This is a genomic window from Pseudomonas sp. Hp2 (assembly GCF_006386585.1).
GTDB classification, from domain to species: Bacteria; Pseudomonadota; Gammaproteobacteria; order Xanthomonadales; family Xanthomonadaceae; genus Pseudomonas_S; species Pseudomonas_S boreopolis.
Genome location: NZ_VAHJ01000004.1, coordinates 320,536 through 338,323 on the forward strand (window position 1 = coordinate 320,536; position 17,788 = coordinate 338,323).

The window sequence follows — 17,788 nt, forward strand, 5'->3', positions numbered from 1 at the left end:
ATCGCTGTGCCTTGCGTGTGACGTACAGCCACATTTTTGTTGAATCTCGTCAAAATATTGACGAGACGTAGAACACATTGTTACGCTCTGCCACGTTGGGTAGGCCAGTGGATGGTTGTGCGTGGCAAGGAGCTCGCCTTCGCTTTAAGGAAGGGGCGACGCTCTCCATTCCGATATCCCTGGCGTGATGAACCGCCGCGGCCCGGCAACGGCCGCTGAAGGGGAAATTCCATGTGGCAGTCCTTGTCGTCGCGCGCGAGCGCGTGCGGTGCTTTGCTTCGCCCTGCGTTTTCTGAATGGATCGCCCGGATCGGCCGTCGAGCGGTGGCCGGCCTGCTGGGCGTGCTGGTCGTGGCCGGTGCCATGCCCACCACGGCGCTGGCGGCCGCTTACGCGACCGGTGGCAGCAGCCCGTACCGGAACACGGTGCTGTGGCTGACCTGGGGAGGCGGCGTAAACGGCACGCACGACGCCCCCTTGAGCAACGGCTCATCCTCGTCGATCTCGCTGCCGGTGGCCGCGGGCGTCAATCTCGACGTCACCTGCAGCCTGGACAACGTCGCCAACAACGCCGGTCTGCGCAGCTACCGGCCCGGCGTGTGGCGTGGCGACAGCCTCGACGACATGTACAACATCGGCGGCACGGGTACCAGCAACCAATTGATCGCGGGCATCTCCCGCGCGGCCGGTTCGGCGACCTTCAGCGTCAACTGCAGCTCCACCCTCGGTGGACAACCCTATCGCCTGCGCGGCGTGGTGATGGCCGACGCCGAGTCGATCAATACCAATACCGAGTATGTGCAGGCTTCGGCGATCGGCACCTGGAACATCGTCGAACTGCGGAAGAACCTGTCCGCGGGCGCGTACATGGCCCGCAAGTGGCAGACCCCCAGCGGCTCCACCACCGCCAGCTTCATCCGGTTCGGGCCCGGCAACGACGACAATACCGCCGCCGTCACCTTCCTGAGCTTCGACGACGCGGCCTATGCGCCGGGCTCGCTGGACGTGAGCATGGACTTCGCCATCCAGGGCGGCGGCACGACGGCCATCGCCATCGGCCTGCTGGTGCCGTTCGCCGATTTCGGCGACGCACCGTCGTCCTACGGCACGGCGATGCACGTCGTGGATGACCTGCGCTTCAACAGCGATGGCTTGGCCGCCAACGGGAACGTCGCCACCAACATCAACACCGCCGGCTACAACGTGGGCGGCATCGCGCCACCGGCCAGCAACTACCTCGGCACGCGCGGCCCGGATACCGAGCAGAGCAGCCCCTTCAGCAGCAACGCCAAGGGCGACGACGACTTCCCGAGCAACAATCCCGACGAAGAGAATGCGTGGAGTCCGACCTACCGCCTGACGGTGATGCAGGCGGGTACCGTGATCAGCCAGCCGGTCCAGTGCGCGGGCACCGGCAGCGTCAAGGGCTGGATCGATTTCGACATCAATGGCCAGTTCGACAGCGACGAAGGCAGCAACGTGGCGGCCTGCTCGTCCGGCTCGGCGACGCTGCAGTGGACGGTGCCGGCGGGAATGAAGGCGGGGACGAGCTTCGTTCGCCTGCGCTACGCCAGCAACCCGGCCGAGATCCAGAACCCCACCGGCACCGCCACCGACGGCGAGGTCGAAGACCACCAACTGACCATCATCGCGCCGGCCCTGCGCATCACCAAGAGCAACAACGCCAGCGGCAACGACTGGACGGTCGGCCAGGCCGGCGCCGAGTACACGCTCACCGTCAGCAACATCAGCGACGTGCCGACCGGCAATCCGCCGAACGTTCCCGCCGGCACCATTACCGTGCTGGATGACCTGCCGGCCGGCATCGTGCCGCGATGGAGCGGGACGCTGTCTTCCAACGGCTGGAGCTGCGCCGCGGCCGGCCAGCGCGTGACCTGTACCACCAACCAGATACTGGCAGGGGCGGGCAACGCCACCTCCACGTCCAGCATCGTGCTGCCGGTGACCATCACCGGCCAGGCCCTGGGCACGCTGGTCAATCACGCCAGCGTCGGCGGCGGCCACGACCCGAACAACGACGGCATCCCGCCGGAACCGGGCGCCGCCTGTGCGCCCGCCAACTACTGCGCCAGCAACACGGTCAACGTGCCCACGCCCACCGTCGGGTACCACAAGACCTCCTCGGCCGCCGGCGCGGTGGCGGTCGGCGACACCATCACCTACACGTTGACCGCGACGGTAGCCAATGGCAGCACGCGCGGCGAAGTGACCCTGACCGACACGCTCGGCACCGGGCTGGACTTCGGCGCGGTCACCGTGCCGGGTCCGTTCACCTGCAATGCCGCCAACCCGCTGGTCTGCACGCTGCCCGCCAACACGGCCCCCGGCCCCTATGCCTTGAGCTACACCGCCGTCGTCAATGGCCAGGCCAGTGGCCAGGTGACCAACGCGGTGGTAGGGACAGGCACGGACAATCCGGCGTGCGACGCCAGCTGCACTACCTCCACGCCAATAGCAGCGCCGACGGTGGGCTACAGCAAGAGCGCGTCCACGACGGGCCCGGTCGCGGTGGGCGACGCAATCACCTACACGCTGACCGCGGTGGTGGGTAACTCCAAGACCACGGATGTCGTGACGCTGACCGACACCTTGGGCACGGGCCTGGACTTCGGCAGCGTGACCAGTGCCGGCAGCTTCACCTGCAACGCCGCCAACCCGCTGGTGTGCACCTTGCCTGCGGGCACGGTGCCGGGCACGTACAGCCTGGCCTACACGGCGACGGTCAATGCGCAGGCCAGCGGCACGGTGACCAACGCGGTGGTGGGTTCCGGTGGCGATACGCCGAGCTGCACCGGCAGTTGCAATACCAGCACGCCGGTGGCGACGCCGAGCGTGACCGTGAACAAGGCTACCAGTACGACTGGTCCGGTTGCGGTCGGCGACAGCGTTGACTACACGCTGACCGTGGTGGTGTCGAACTCGAAGACCACCGGCGTGGTGACGCTGACCGATACCTTGGGTACCGGCCTGGACTTCAGTGCGGTCACTTCCCCCGGCGCATTCACCTGCAACGCGGCCAATCCGCTGGTGTGCACCTTGCCCGCGGGCACGGTGCCGGGCACCTACACCGTGTCCTACCGTGCGACGGTCAACGCGCAGGCCAGCGGCAGCGTGACCAATGCGGTGGTGCCGTCGGGTCCGGATACGCCGACCTGCGGTACCTCGTGCGGCACGACCACGCCGGTAGCGGCACCGAGCGTGACCGTGAACAAGGCCACCAGCACCACGGGCCCGGTCTCGGTCGGCGACAGCGTGGACTACACGCTGACCGTGGTGGTGTCGAATTCGAAGACCACCGGCGTGGTGACGCTGACCGATACCTTGGGTACCGGTTTGGACTTCGGCGCCGTTACTTCCCCCGGCGCGTTTACCTGCAATGCCGCCAATCCGCTGGTCTGCACGCTGCCGGCCGGTACCGCACCAGGCACCTATACCGTGTCCTACCGTGCGACGGTCAACGCGCAGGCCAGCGGCAGCGTGACCAATGCAGTGGTGCCATCGGGTCCGGATACGCCGACCTGCGGTACCGCGTGCGGCACGACCACGCCAGTGGCAACGCCGAGCGTGACCGTGAACAAGACGACCAGCACGACTGGCCCGGTCTCGGTCGGCGACAGCGTGGACTACATGCTGACCGTGGTGGTGTCGAATTCGAAGACCACCGGCGTGGTGACGCTGACCGATACCTTGGGGACCGGCCTGGACTTCGGCGCCGTCACTTCCCCCGGCGCGTTCACCTGCAATGCGGCCAATCCGCTGGTGTGCACCTTGCCTGCGGGCACGGTGCCGGGCACCTATACCGTGTCCTACCGTGCGACGGTCAACGCTCAGGCGAGCGGCACGGTGACCAATGCGGTGGTGCCCTCGGGTCCGGATACGCCGACCTGCGGTACCTCGTGCGGCACGGCCACGCCGGTGGCGACGCCGAGCGTGACGGTGAACAAGACGACCAGCACGACTGGCCCGGTTTCAGTCGGCGACAGCGTGGACTACACGCTGACGGTGGTGGTGTCGAACTCGAAGACCACTGGCGTGGTGACGCTGACCGATACCTTGGGTACCGGCTTGGACTTCGGCGCCGTCACTTCCCCCGGCGCGTTCACCTGCAACGCGGCCAATCCGCTGGTCTGCACGCTGCCGGCCGGCAGCGCACCCGGTACCTACACGGTCTCCTATCGCGCGACGGTCAACGCGCAGGCCAGCGGCACGGTGACCAATGCGGTGGTGCCGTCGGGCCCGGATACGCCGACCTGCGGCACTGCGTGCGGCACGACCACGCCGGTGACCAAGCCGGGCGTGGACTACAGCAAGAGCGCGTCCACGACGGGCCCGGTCGCGGTGGGCGACGTGATCACCTACACGCTGACCGCGGTGGTGAGCAACTCCAAGACCACGGATGTCGTGACGCTGACCGACACCTTGGGTACCGGCCTGGACTTCGGCGCCGTCACTTCCCCCGGCGCGTTCACCTGCAACGCGGCCAATCCGTTGGTGTGCACCTTGCCTGCGGGTACGGTGCCGGGCACGTACAGCCTGGCCTACACGGCGACGGTCAATGCGCAGGCCAGCGGCACGGTGACCAACGCGGTGGTGGGTTCCGGTAGCGATACGCCGAGCTGCACCGGCAGCTGCAATACCAGCACGCCAGTGGCGACGCCGAGCGTGACGGTGAACAAGACGACCAGCACGACTGGCCCGGTTGCGGTCGGCGACAGCGTGGACTACACGCTGACCGTGGTGGTGTCGAACTCGAAGACCACCGGCGTGGTGACGTTGACCGATACGCTGGGCACGGGCCTGGACTTCGGCAGCGTGACCAGCGCGGGTGGCTTCACCTGCAATGCCGCCAACCCGTTGGTGTGCACCTTGCCTGCGGGCACGGTGCCGGGCACCTACACCGTGTCCTACCGCGCGACGGTCAACGCGCAGGCCAGCGGCAGCGTGACCAATGCGGTGGTGCCGTCGGGTCCGGATACGCCGACCTGCGGTACCGCGTGCGGTACGACCACGCCGGTGGCGACGCCGAGCGTGACGGTGAACAAGACGACCAGCACGACTGGCCCGGTTTCAGTCGGCGACAGCGTGGACTACACGCTGACCGTGGTGGTGTCGAACTCGAAGACCACTGGCGTGGTGACGCTGACCGACACGCTGGGCACGGGCCTGGACTTCGGCAGCGTGACCAGCGCGGGTGGCTTCACCTGCAACGCGGCCAATCCGCTGGTGTGCACCTTGCCTGCGGGCACGGTGCCGGGCACCTATAGCGTGTCCTACCGCGCGACGGTCAACGCCCAAGCCAGCGGCACGGTGACCAATGCGGTGGTGCCGTCGGGCCCGGATACGCCGACCTGCGGTACCTCGTGCGGCACGTCCACGCCGGTGACGACGCCGAGCGTGGGCTACAGCAAGAGCGCGTCCACCGCCGGACCTGTCGCGGTGGGCGATGTGCTCACCTACACGCTGACCGCGGTGGTGGGCAATTCCAAGACCACGGATGTCGTGACGCTGACCGACACCTTGGGCACGGGCCTGGACTTCGGTAGCGTGACAAGTGCGGGTTCGTTCTCGTGCAACGCGGCCAATCCGCTGGTGTGCACCTTGCCCGTGGGTACGGTGCCGGGCACGTACAGCCTGACCTACACGGCGACGGTCAACGCCCAGGCCAGCGGCACGGTGACCAACGCGGTGGTCGGTACGGGTGGCGATACGCCGAGTTGCACCGGCAGCTGCAATACCAACACGCCGGTGGCGACGCCGAGCGTGACGGTGAATAAGACCACCAGCACGACTGGTCCGGTTGCGGTCGGCGACAGCGTGGACTACACGCTGACCGTGGTGGTGTCGAACTCGAAGACCACCGGCGTGGTGACGCTGACCGATACCTTGGGTACCGGCCTGGACTTCAGTGCGGTCACTTCCCCCGGCGCATTTACCTGCAATGCGGCCAACCCGCTGGTGTGCACCTTGCCGGCCGGTACGGTGCCGGGCACCTATAGCGTGTCCTACCGCGCGACGGTCAATGCACAAGCCAGCGGCACGGTGACCAATGCGGTGGTGCCATCGGGTCCGGATACGCCGACCTGTGGTACCGCATGCGGCACGACCACGCCGGTGACCAAGCCGGGCGTGGGCTACAGCAAGAGCGTGTCCACTGCCGGACCGGTCGTGGTGGGCGATATGCTCACCTACACGTTGACCGCGGTGGTGAGCAACTCCAAGACCACGGACGCCGTGACGTTGACCGATACGCTGGGCGCGGGCCTGGATTTCGGTGCGGTCACCGCATCCGGCGCGTTCACTTGCAACGCGGCCAATCCGTTGGTGTGCACCTTGCCCGCGGGCACGGTGCCGGGCACGTACAGCCTGACCTACACGGCGAGGGTCAATGCCCAGGCCAGCGGCACGGTGACCAATGCGGTGGTGGGTTCGGGCGGCGACACGCCGAACTGCGTGGGTAGCTGCAGCACCAGCACCCCGCTGACCAAACCGGGCGTGGGCTACAGCAAGAGCGTATCCACGGCGGGTCCGGTCGCGGTGGGCGATGTGCTCACCTACACGCTGACCGCGGTGGTGAGCAATTCGAAGACGACCGATACGCTCACCCTGACTGATACCTTGAGCAATGGTCTGGACTTCGGTGCGGTCACCGCATCCGGCGCGTTCACCTGCAACGCGGCCAATCCGCTGGTGTGCACCTTGCCTGCGGGCACGGTGCCGGGCACGTACAGCCTGACCTACACGGCGACGGTCAATGCGCAGGCCAGCGGCACGGTGACCAACGCGGTGGTGGGTTCCGGTGGCGATACGCCGAGCTGCACCGGCAGTTGCAATACCAGCACGCCGGTGGCGAGGCCGAGCGTGACCGTGAACAAGGCTACCAGTACGACTGGTCCGGTTGCGGTCGGCGACAGCGTGGACTACACGCTGACGGTGGTGGTGAGCAATTCGAAGACCACCGGCGTGGTGACGCTGACCGATACGCTGGGCACGGGCCTGGACTTCGGCAGCGTGACCAGCGCGGGCAGCTTCACCTGCAATGCCGCCAACCCGTTGGTGTGCACGCTGCCGGCCGGCAGCGCACCCGGGACCTACACGGTCTCCTATCGCGCGGTGGTCAACGCCCAAGCCAGCGGCAGCGTGACCAATGCGGTGGTGCCATCGGGTCCGGATACGCCGACCTGCGGTACCTCGTGCGGCACGACCACGCCGGTGACGAAGCCGGGCGTGGGCTACAGCAAGAGCGCGTCCACGCCAGGTCCGGTTGCGGTAGGCGACGTGATCACCTACACGCTGACCGCGGTGGTGAGCAACTCCAAGACCACGGATGTCGTGACGCTGACCGACACCTTGGGTACCGGCCTGGACTTCGGCGCCGTCACTTCCCCCGGCGCGTTCACCTGCAACGCGGCCAACCCGTTGGTGTGCACCTTGCCTGCGGGCACGGTGCCGGGCACGTACAGCCTGGCCTACACGGCGACGGTCAACGCCCAGGCCAGCGGCACGGTGACCAACGCGGTGGTGGGTTCCGGTAGCGATACGCCGAGCTGCACCGGTAGTTGCAATACCAGCACGCCGGTGGCGACGCCGAGCGTGACCGTGAACAAGACCACCAGCACCACCGGCCCGGTCTCGGTCGGCGACAGCGTGGACTACACGCTGACGGTGGTGGTGGCGAACTCGAAGACCACCGGCGTGGTGACACTGACCGATACGCTGGGCACGGGCCTGGACTTCGGCAGCGTGACCAGCGCGGGCAGCTTCACCTGCAATGCCGCCAACCCGTTGGTGTGCACGCTGCCGGCCGGCAGCACACCCGGTACCTACACGGTCTCCTATCGCGCGGTGGTCAACGCGCAGGCCAGCGGCACGGTGACCAATGCGGTGGTGCCGTCAGGTCCGGATACGCCGACCTGCGGTACCGCGTGCGGCACGACCACGCCGGTGACGAAGCCGGGCGTGGGCTACAGCAAGAGCGTATCCACGGCGGGTCCGGTCGCGGTGGGCGATACGCTCACCTACACGCTGACCGCGGTGGTGAGCAACTCCAAGACCACCGATACGCTCACCCTGACGGATACGTTGGGCGCGGGCCTGGACTTCGGCAGCGTGACCAGTACCGGCAGCTTCACCTGCAACGCCGCCAACCCGCTGGTGTGCACCTTGCCCGCGGGTACGGCGCCGGGCACGTACAGCCTGACCTACACGGCGAGGGTCAATGCTCAGGCCAGCGGCACGGTGACCAATGCGGTGGTCGGTTCCGGTGGCGATACGCCGAGCTGCACCGGCAGTTGCAATACCAGCACGCCGGTGGCGACGCCGAGCGTGACGGTGAACAAAACGACCAGCACGACTGGCCCGGTTTCAGTCGGCGACAGCGTGGACTACACGCTGACCGTGGTGGTGGCGAACTCGAAGACCACCGGCGTGGTGACGCTAACCGACACGCTGGGCACGGGCCTGGACTTCGGCAGCGTGACCAGCACGGGCAGCTTCACCTGCAATGCCGCCAACCCGTTGGTGTGCACGCTGCCGGCCGGCAGCGCACCCGGTACCTACACGGTCTCCTATCGCGCGACGGTCAACGCCCAAGCCAGCGGCAGCGTGACCAATGCGGTGGTGCCCTCGGGTCCGGATACGCCGACCTGTGGTACCGCGTGCGGGACGACCACGCCGGTGACGAAGCCGGGCGTGAGCTACAGCAAGAGCGCGTCCACGCCAGGTCCGGTCGCGGTGGGCGATACGCTCACCTACACGCTGACCGCGGTGGTGAGCAACTCCAAGACCACCGATACGCTCACCCTGACGGATACGTTGGGCGCGGGCCTGGACTTCGGCAGCGTGACCAGTGCGGGTTCGTTCTCGTGCAGTGCGGCCAATCCGTTGGTGTGCACCTTGCCTGCGGGTACGGTGCCGGGCACGTACAGCCTGGCCTACACGGCGACGGTCAATGCGCAGGCCAGCGGCACGGTGACCAACGCGGTGGTGGGTTCCGGTAGCGATACGCCGAGCTGCACCGGCAGTTGCAATACCAGCACGCCGGTGGCGACGCCGAGCGTGACGGTGAACAAGGCCACCAGCACCACCGGCCCGGTCGCGGTCGGCGACAGCGTGGACTACACGCTGACCGTGGTGGTGTCGAATTCGAAGACCACCGGCATGGTGACGTTGACCGACACGCTGGGCACGGGCCTGGACTTCGGCAGCGTGACCAGCGCGGGCGGCTTCACCTGCAACGCGGCCAATCCGCTGGTGTGCACCTTGCCTGCGGGCACGGTGCCGGGCACCTACACCGTGTCCTACCGCGCGACGGTCAACGCGCAGGCCAGCGGCAGCGTGACCAATGCGGTGGTGCCGTCGGGCCCGGATACGCCGACCTGCGGTACCGCGTGCGGCACGACCACGCCGGTGGCGGATAGCCAGGTCAGCTACCGCAAGACGTCCGCGGCTGCCGGGGCGGTCAAGGTCGGCGACAGCATCGCCTACACGCTGGCCGTCACCGTGGCCAAGTCCCGCACCACCGCCGCCTTCACCCTCACCGACACGCTGGGCACGGGCCTGGATTTCGGCAGCATCACCGATGCCGGCGCGTTCGCCTGCGTGGCCGGCAATCCCATGGTGTGCACGCTGCCGGCGGGGACGGTGCCGGGCGACTATTCGGTGCGCTATACCGCCGTGGTCAACGCGCAGGCCAAGGGCAACGTGACCAATGCCGTCGTGGGCAACGGCAACGACACCCACGCCTGCACGACCGACTGCAGCACCACCACGCCGGTGCTGGCGCCCGCCGTCACCTACCGGAAGACCTCGGCCACGGCCGGCCCGCTGGCCGTGGGCGACGTGGTGGACTACGCGGTCACGGTCACGGTGAGCAACTCGCAGACCACGGACGTGGTCACCCTGACCGACACGCTGGGCACGGGCCTGGATTTCGGCGGCGTGACCAACGCGGGCAGCTTCAGCTGCAACGCCGCCAATCCGTTGGTGTGCACGCTGCCCGCGGGCACGGCGCCGGGCAGCTATGCGCTGGCCTACCAGGCCACCGTCAACGCCCAGGCCAAGGCCACCGTGCGCAACAGCGTGGTCGCCACCGGTGGCGATACCCCGACCTGCGCCGGTGCGTGCAGCGTGGAGCACGAGGTGCGCCCGCCGCAGGTCCAGGTGAGCAAGGGCTCGGTGCCGGCATCGGGAAGCGAGGTCCTGCCGGGCGACACCATCACCTACACCTTGACGGCCGTGGTCGGCCAGTCCGCGCTGACCGAACCCCTGACCCTGGCCGACACGCTGGGCAGCGGCCTGAGCTTCGGCGCGGTGAGCAACGCCGGTGCCTTCGCCTGCAGCGGCCAGTTGCAGTGCGAACTGCCTGCCGGCACCGCGCCGGGTACCTACGTGGTGACCTATACCGCCACCGTGGACGCCACGGCCACCGGACAACTCTCCAACCAGGTCGTGGCCAGCAATCCGCCAGGAGGCGATCCCGAGCCGGAGTGCACGAGCTGCAGCACCACGCACGTGGTGCCGCAGACCGTGATCAGCGTTACTAAGACCTCGCTGCCGGCCGCGGGAACCACCATGCGCGCGGGCGACGTGATCAGCTACACCCTCACCGCGGAAGTCGCGCAATCGGCGACCACGGCGCCGCTGGTGCTGAACGACACGCTGGGCGCGGGCCTGCGCTTCGAATCGGTCACCGCCTCCGGTGCGTTCGCTTGCTCGGCCAGCCTGGTCTGCACGCTGCCGGCGGGGACCGCGCCGGGCAGCTACAGCGTGACCTACTCGGCGCGCGTCGCCGACGATGCCAGCGGGCCGATCAGCAACGTCGTCGCCGGCGAAGGCGGTGGCGGGCAGCCGCCTTCGTGCGTCACCTGCGGCACGACGCACCCGCTCGCCGAACCGCGCGTGGTGCTGGACAAGAGCGCCGACCCGGCCAGCGGCAGCGAAGTGCGGCCGGGCGATCGGGTGCGCTACACCCTGGCGGCGACGATCGAGAACGCCGCCCTGCGCGGGCCCTTGCAGCTGCTGGATACGCCGGACGGCGGCCTGACCCTGGGCGAGTTGCCGGAGGGCTGCGCGCTGCAGGGCGGCCAGCTGGTATGCACGCTGCCTGCCGGCACGCTGCCGGGGCGGCACGTGTTCGAGTACGTGGCCACGGTCAACGAGACCGCGCGCAGCGAAGTGCACAACCGCTTGCGCGGCGTCTTCCCCGATGGCGGCGGCCAGACCCCCGAATGCGGAAGCTGCGAGACCGTCCACCGGGTGATCTCCGATTTCGCCCTGCGCATCGTCAAGACCGCGACCCCGCGCCTGGTGAAGATCGGCGACCTGGTCCGCTACCAACTGGTGGTGGAGAACGTCGGCGCCAGCAACTGGCACGACGGCGTCGTGGTCGACACCCCGCCCGCGGGCTTCAGCTACGTCGATGGCTCGATGAGCGTGGCCGACGACGACGGTGCGTTCGTGCTCGGCGCCGGCCAGTCGCCGCTGCGCATCGGCGGCCTGGACATCGCGGTGGGACGCAGCGCCACGGTGACCTACCTGCTGCGCGTGGGCGCCGGCGTGCGCGCGGGCAACCACGTCAACCAGGCCGTGGCCACCGGCGACGGCGGCGAACCGCTGTCCAACGTCGCCACCGCCGAGGTGCAGCTGGATGCCGACCCGATGCTGGAGGACAGCCTGGTGTTCGGCAGCGTGTTCGACGACCGCGACGGCGATGGCTGGCAGGACAGCGCCGAGCTGACCGGCGTGCGCGTGCAGGGAGGCTTCGCGCCCTCGGCCTACATCGCCAACTCGACCACCGTCGATCGCGGCCAGGGACCCGAGCCGGTGGCCGACGCCAGCTCGCCGCTGCTGCACGGCCTGTCGCTGGGCACGATCCAGGGACGCGCTTCCGTGGCCGATCCGTCGGCGGCGCACCAGGTGGTGGTCCGCCAGCGCCTGCGCGAACTCGCGTTCACCGACGACTTCGTGCTGACCAGCGAGCAGGGCGCCAACCTGCGCCTGGACGCGCAGGGCCAGGCGACCGCGCTGCAGGAGGGCGATGCGCGCAAGGGCCTCACCGCGGCGCAGCCGCAGGTGTCGCGCCGGGTCGCCAAGGTGGCCGATGGCTACGAGGTCGCCTACGTGATCCGCAACGAGGGCATCCAGGAGCAGGGCATCCCCGGCGTGCGCCTGGCCTCGGTCGAGGGCCTGCTGGTGGAGACCGACCAGTTCGGCCGCTACCACCTGGCCGACGTGCACGGCGGCGACAGCCGCCTGGGCCGCAACTTCATCCTCAAGCTGGACCCGGCGACCGTGCCGGCCGGTGCCGAGCTCACCACGGAGAACCCGCTGCTCCGCCGCGTGACCCAAGGCGTGCCCACGCGCTTCAGCTTCGGCGTGCGCCTGCCGGCACCGCCGCAGCCGGCCGCCGAGCGCGCCGAGCTCGCCCTGGGCGAGGTCTGGTTCGCCCCGGGCAGCAGCGAGCTGCGCGAGGCCTACCGCCCGGCGGTGGAGCGCATGGCCGAGGTGGTGGACCGCTACCAGGGCGGAGACGTGGTGATCGCCGCCAACGGCGAGAGCGAAGCGCTGGCGCTGGCACGCGCCGCGGCGGTGAGCGACGCGCTGCAGGCGCAGGTGCAGGAGAGCGCGCGTGCGGGCCTGACCGTGCAACTGCGCAGCGAGGCCGGCGACCCGCAGTCGCTGGTGGCCGGCATCACGGCCCGCGGCGCGCTGCTGGGCACGGTGCTGTTCGACACCGACAAGGCCGACATCCGCCCGCAGTTCCGCCCGTTGCTGGCCGAGCTGGCCGCGCGGCTGGAACGCATGCCGCAGGCGGACGTCAGTCTCGTCGGGCACACCGACGTGCGTGCCAGCCATGCCTACAACCAGGCGCTGGGACTGCGCCGCGCCAACGCGGTGTTCGAGGCACTGCGCGGCCTGCTCGGTCCGGAGGCGCGCAAACGTCTGCGGGTTCACACCGAGGAGGACGCCGTGACCCCGGCCATCCGTCAACAGGAGGTCCGTCGATGAGCGCGCGCACCCTGATCCCCGGCCGCGCTGCCCGCCTGCATCGCAACCTGCTCCATCGTGCCCTGTGGGTGGGCCTCTACGGGCTCGCCAGCCCGGCCCTGCAGGCCCAGCAGGGCGCGCCGGAGCCGGCCGCCGAAACGGCGCTGGACTGCGACGACGCGAGCTGCCGCGACAAGGGCGAGCTGCTGTTCACCCTGCGCTCGCGCAGCTACGACGAACCGGTGAGCGTGGGCACGTCGGCGCGTTCCTCGTCCGAGGCATTGCAGCCCGACCGCCGCGTCGGCATCGAGCTGCAGGAGCCCGGCAAGGCCACGGCGATGGGCCGCTTCATGATCCGCCTGCCGGACGGCGGCGCCATCTGGGCGACCGAGGACCCGGCGATGGGCACGCCGGAACTGTCGATCTCGGCGCCGTCGCTGGTGGCCTTCGACCAGGGGCGCATCCTGTCCCCGGTCAGCTTCTTCGTGCGCGGCAACTACACCGCCTTCATCCAGCGCCTGCAGGTGACGATCTACCGGGCCAGCGACAGCGACCTGGTGTCGCCGCTGGCGAGCGTGGACATCCCGGTGGCCGCCGTCGGCCAGAGCGCATGGGACGGCAAGCTGCCGGCCAGCGTATCCCTGCGCACCGGCGACAGCCTGCTGTACGTGCTGCGCGCCTACGACGCGCAGGGCAACGTCGACGAGACGCTCCCGCAGTCGATGCAACTGGCCACGCCGGCCGAAGTGGAGCGCGGCAACCAGCAACTGCGCGACGCGCTGGAGAAGGGCCGCGGCGTCGCCGTCGATGCCGGCCAGGCCGAAGCGATGTCGCTGCTGGACCGCGTGTTCGACAGCAACGGACTGCGCCAGCAGAACATCCCGGTGTACGGCTCGCGCGTGCGCCTGCGCGGCCGCGACCTGCCGGAAGGTTCGTCGCTGAAGATCAACGGCGAGTCCTACCCGCTAGACCAGGACCGCAAGTTCGCCGCCGAGTACCTGATGCCGATCGGCGAGCATGCCTTCGACGTGAGCGTGGAGCGCCGCGACCAGCCGGCCATCCGGCAGACGTTGCATGTGGACGTGAGCGGCAAGTACCTGTTCGGCGTCGGCCTGGCCGACATCACCGTCTACCAGAACAAGGCCAGCGGCCCCGGCCGCGACCTCGCGCAGGGAGAGCGGAACGACGACGTGCTCAGCGACGGCCGCCTGGCGTTCTACCTGAAGGCCAAGATGCAGGGCCGCTACCTGCTGACGGCCCAGGCCGACACCCAGAACCGGCCGCTGGAGGACCTGTTCGACGGGTTCACCAACGCCGATCCGCGCGACCTGTTCCGCACGCTCGACCCGGACCTGTACTACCCCACCTACGGCGACGACTCGCTGACCTACCGCGACGTCGACACCATGGGGCGCTTCTACCTGCGCCTGGACTGGGACAAGAACCAGGCGCTGTGGGGCAACTACAACACCGGCTTCACCGGCACCGAGTACGCGCAGTACGTGCGCTCGCTGTACGGCGCGGCGCTGTCGTGGCGCTCGCGCGACGCCAATGCCTGGGGCGACGCCCGCAGCGAGCTGCGCGTGTTCGGCTCGCAGGCGGAGACCGCTCCCGGCCACAGCGAGTTCATCGGCACCGGCGGCAGCCTCTACTACCTGCGCCACGCCAACATCCTCGGCGGCTCGGACCAGCTGGTGCTGGAGATCCGCGACCGCACCACCGGCCGCACCGAGAAGCGGGTCACCCTGGTGCGCGGCGCCGACTACGAGATCGACGCCATCCAGGGCCGCATCCTGCTGACCCGGCCGTTGGCCCAGGTGACGCGCGAGAACCTGCGCACGATCACCCGCGACGTGCCGCTGGACGGCTACGAGCAGCGCCTGATCGCCGACTACGAGTGGGTGCCGACCGGCTTCGATGCCGACGACATCGCCGCGGGCGTGCGCGGCAAGCAGTGGCTGGGCGACCACGTCGCGGTGGGCGGTACCTGGGTGGAGGAACAGCGTGCCGGCCAGGACTACAGCATCAAGGGCGCCGACCTGACCCTCCAGGCCGGCCGGGGCACCTACCTGAAGATGGAGCACAGCCGCAGCGAGGCGACCGGCACGCCGGTGTTCTTCTCCGACAACGGCGGCCTGAGCTTCACCCGCATCAACCCGGTGGGCCCGCGCGAAGGCGAGGCCTCGGCCGTGGAAGGGCGCATCAACCTGCGCGAGCTGGGCTGGACCGAGCAGGACTGGAGCGCCGGCGCGTGGTGGCGCGAGGTGGACGAAGGCTATTCGGTCGGGCGCTTCGATACCGGCCAGCGCATCCGCGAACACGGCGCCGAGGTGCTGGGCTACTTCACCGACGACATCAGCCTGTACGCCCGCTACAGCCAGGCGCGCCGCGGCGGCGAGTCGCTGACCCAGGCGCAGCTGACCGGCGAGTGGCGCATCGGCGACAACGACCGCCTGTCTGGCGAAGTCCGCCGCGTCCAGGAAGAGCGCGCCAGCGGCGACGTGGCCGGCGTGCTGGCGGCCGCGCGCTACACGCACCGCTTCGGCACCGCGCTGGACGTGTACGGCGGCGGCCAGCTCACCGTCGACGACGACGGCGGCCGCTACGAGGACAACGACGCGGTCGTGGTGGGCGGCCTGTACAACTTCGCCAACCTGTCCACCGTGGGCGCCGAGGCCACCCACGGCGACCGCGGCAATGCCGCGCAGGTCAACGCCGAGTACAAGCTGACGCCGCAGCACAGCTTCTACGGCGCCTTCACCCAGTCCACCGACCGCAGCGAGTACGACCCGCTGTTCAACCCGAACACGCAGGACGGCTGGACGCTGGGCCAGCGCTGGCGCCTGTCCGACCAGGTCAACGTGTTCAACGAAAGCCAGTTCCTGAAGTCCCGCCAGGAATCCGGCCTGGCGCACACCTTCGGCATGGACTTCTATCCCGCGGTGGGCTGGAACGCCGGCTTCACCCTGAGCGACGGCGACCTGGACAACCTGGAGGGCGGCCACGTGGACCGCAAGGCGGTCAGCGTCTCCGGCGGCCGCACCTCGCCGGACACCGAGTGGCAGAGCAAGCTGGAATGGCGCCGCGACACCGGCGCCGAGCGGCGCACGCAGTGGGTGAGCACCAATCGGTTGAGCCACAAGCTCAACGAGAGTTGGCGCATCGCCGGCCGCTTCAACTACGCCGACACCGACGACCGTTTGAACCCGGCCGCGGGCGCGCGCTTCATCGAGGGCAACCTCGGCTTCGCCTATCGTCCCTGGAACAGCGACCGCTGGGCCCTGTTCGGCCGCTATTCCTACCTGTACGACCTGTCCACGATGGGGCAGGTCAACGGGGTGGACTACGACCAGCGCACCCAGGTGCTGTCGCTGGAGGGCGTGTACCGCATCGACCAGCGCTGGGAAGTGGCCGGCAAGCTGGCGCGGCGCGAAGGCGAGATGCGCTACGGCCGGGGCCAGGGCCAGTGGTTCGATTCGGCCACCAACTTCGCCGCCGCACAACTGCGCTACGAACTGGTCTACCAGTGGCACGGGCTGGCCGAGTACCGCCTGCTCGACGTGCGCGACGGCGGCACGCGGCAGGGCTGGCTGGTGGGCGTGGACCGCGACGTCACCCGCAACCTGCGGGTCGGCGTGGGCTACAACTTCACCGACTTCAGCGACGACCTCACCGATTTCGACTACGACCAGCGTGGCTGGTACCTGAACCTGGTGGGGCGCTACTGAGGCAGCGGATCACGGGCCATGGCGAAGCCGCCATGGCCTTCGTTCCCGGCGATGGGTTCGTCCTACGCGCCGCCGGCAAAGCCGAGCTGGCGCCAGGCCTCGAACACCACCACCGCCACGCTGTTGGACAGGTTGAGGCTGCGGTTGCCCGGTTGCATCGGCAGGCGCAGGCGCTGCGCCTCCGGCACCTGGTCGAGCACGTCGGCGGGCAGGCCGCGCGTCTCCGGGCCGAACAGGAAGGCGTCGCCGTCGGCGAAGGACGGGGTGTCGTAGCGGACCCGGCCGCGGGTACTCAATGCGAACAGCCGCGCGGGCCGGATGCTGGCCAGTGCGGCCGGCAGGTCGGCATGCACCTGCAGGCGGGCGTATTCGTGGTAATCCAGGCCGGCGCGCTTGAGCTGGCGATCGCTCAGGTCGAAACCGAGCGGTTCGATCAGGTGCAGCCGCGCGCCGGTGTTCGCGCAAAGGCGGATGACGTTGCCGGTGTTCGGCGGGATTTCGGGCTGGTACAGCAGGACATCGAGGACGGGAGCGCTCATCGGCCAAGTTTAGCCGGCCCTCCGGGATCGGCCGCGGCTGCGGCCGGTCCCTCAGTACTGGGCGAACGAACCGACCAGGGCCCGCAGGTCCAGCGGCGACGGCAGCAGGCGCGGCTTCGGCAGGTTGACGATGACCTGGCCGACCAGCTCGGCGACGGCGGCGGAAGCCTCGGCGGTCAGCGCGTTGGAGGCGGTCTCGCCGGACTCGCGGCTGGCCAGCAGTTCGGCGCGCTGCTCGGCGCTCGGGCGGACCTCGACCGCAGCCAGGGTCACCACGCGCAGTCCGGCTTCGTACTCGGCGACCTGCTCCGCCGAAGGGCGCACCTGCACGGCGGCCAGGGTGGGGATCGGGCTGGTGCGCTCGTGTTCGCGCTGGGCGATCTGCTCGGCGGAGGGACGCACCTGCACGGTGTCCAGCGTGGTGATCGGGGTGGCGTGGGCGGTCATCGAGGCCAGAACGGAACCGGCGGCGAAGGCAATGGCGGCGCTCAGGGACTTGGTGTTCATGACGGGGAC

At 69.3% G+C, this 17,788-nt stretch carries 4 protein-coding genes; 2 read left to right on the forward strand and 2 right to left on the reverse strand.

Going from position 1 to position 17,788, the window contains the following annotated elements:
- Positions 1–324 precede the first annotated feature (324 nt).
- Together FD678_RS14445 and FD678_RS14450 are read left to right on the forward strand one after the other, a co-directional pair.
- The gene (locus tag FD678_RS14445) at positions 325–13,026 is read left to right on the forward strand and encodes a CshA/CshB family fibrillar adhesin-related protein (RefSeq protein WP_140725004.1); all 12,702 of its coding nucleotides are present in this window, start codon (positions 325–327) and stop codon (positions 13,024–13,026) included.
- The gene (locus tag FD678_RS14450) at positions 13,023–16,733 is read left to right on the forward strand and encodes a TonB-dependent receptor (RefSeq protein WP_140725008.1); all 3,711 of its coding nucleotides are present in this window, start codon (positions 13,023–13,025) and stop codon (positions 16,731–16,733) included. Before FD678_RS14445 ends, FD678_RS14450 begins: the two co-directional genes overlap by 4 nt.
- Before the next feature lie 62 nt (positions 16,734–16,795).
- Here the strand turns inward: FD678_RS14450 and FD678_RS14455 are convergent, their stop codons facing one another.
- Complete coding sequence (locus FD678_RS14455; protein ID WP_140725011.1) at positions 16,796–17,272, reverse strand: tRNA (cytidine(34)-2'-O)-methyltransferase; 477 nt, start codon at positions 17,270–17,272, stop codon at positions 16,796–16,798.
- Positions 17,273–17,323: 51 nt separating this feature from the next.
- Positions 17,324–17,779 (reverse strand): hypothetical protein, encoded by a 456-nt coding sequence (locus FD678_RS14460; protein WP_140725014.1) that lies wholly within the window; start codon positions 17,777–17,779, stop codon positions 17,324–17,326.
- Positions 17,780–17,788: the final 9 nt, after the last annotated feature.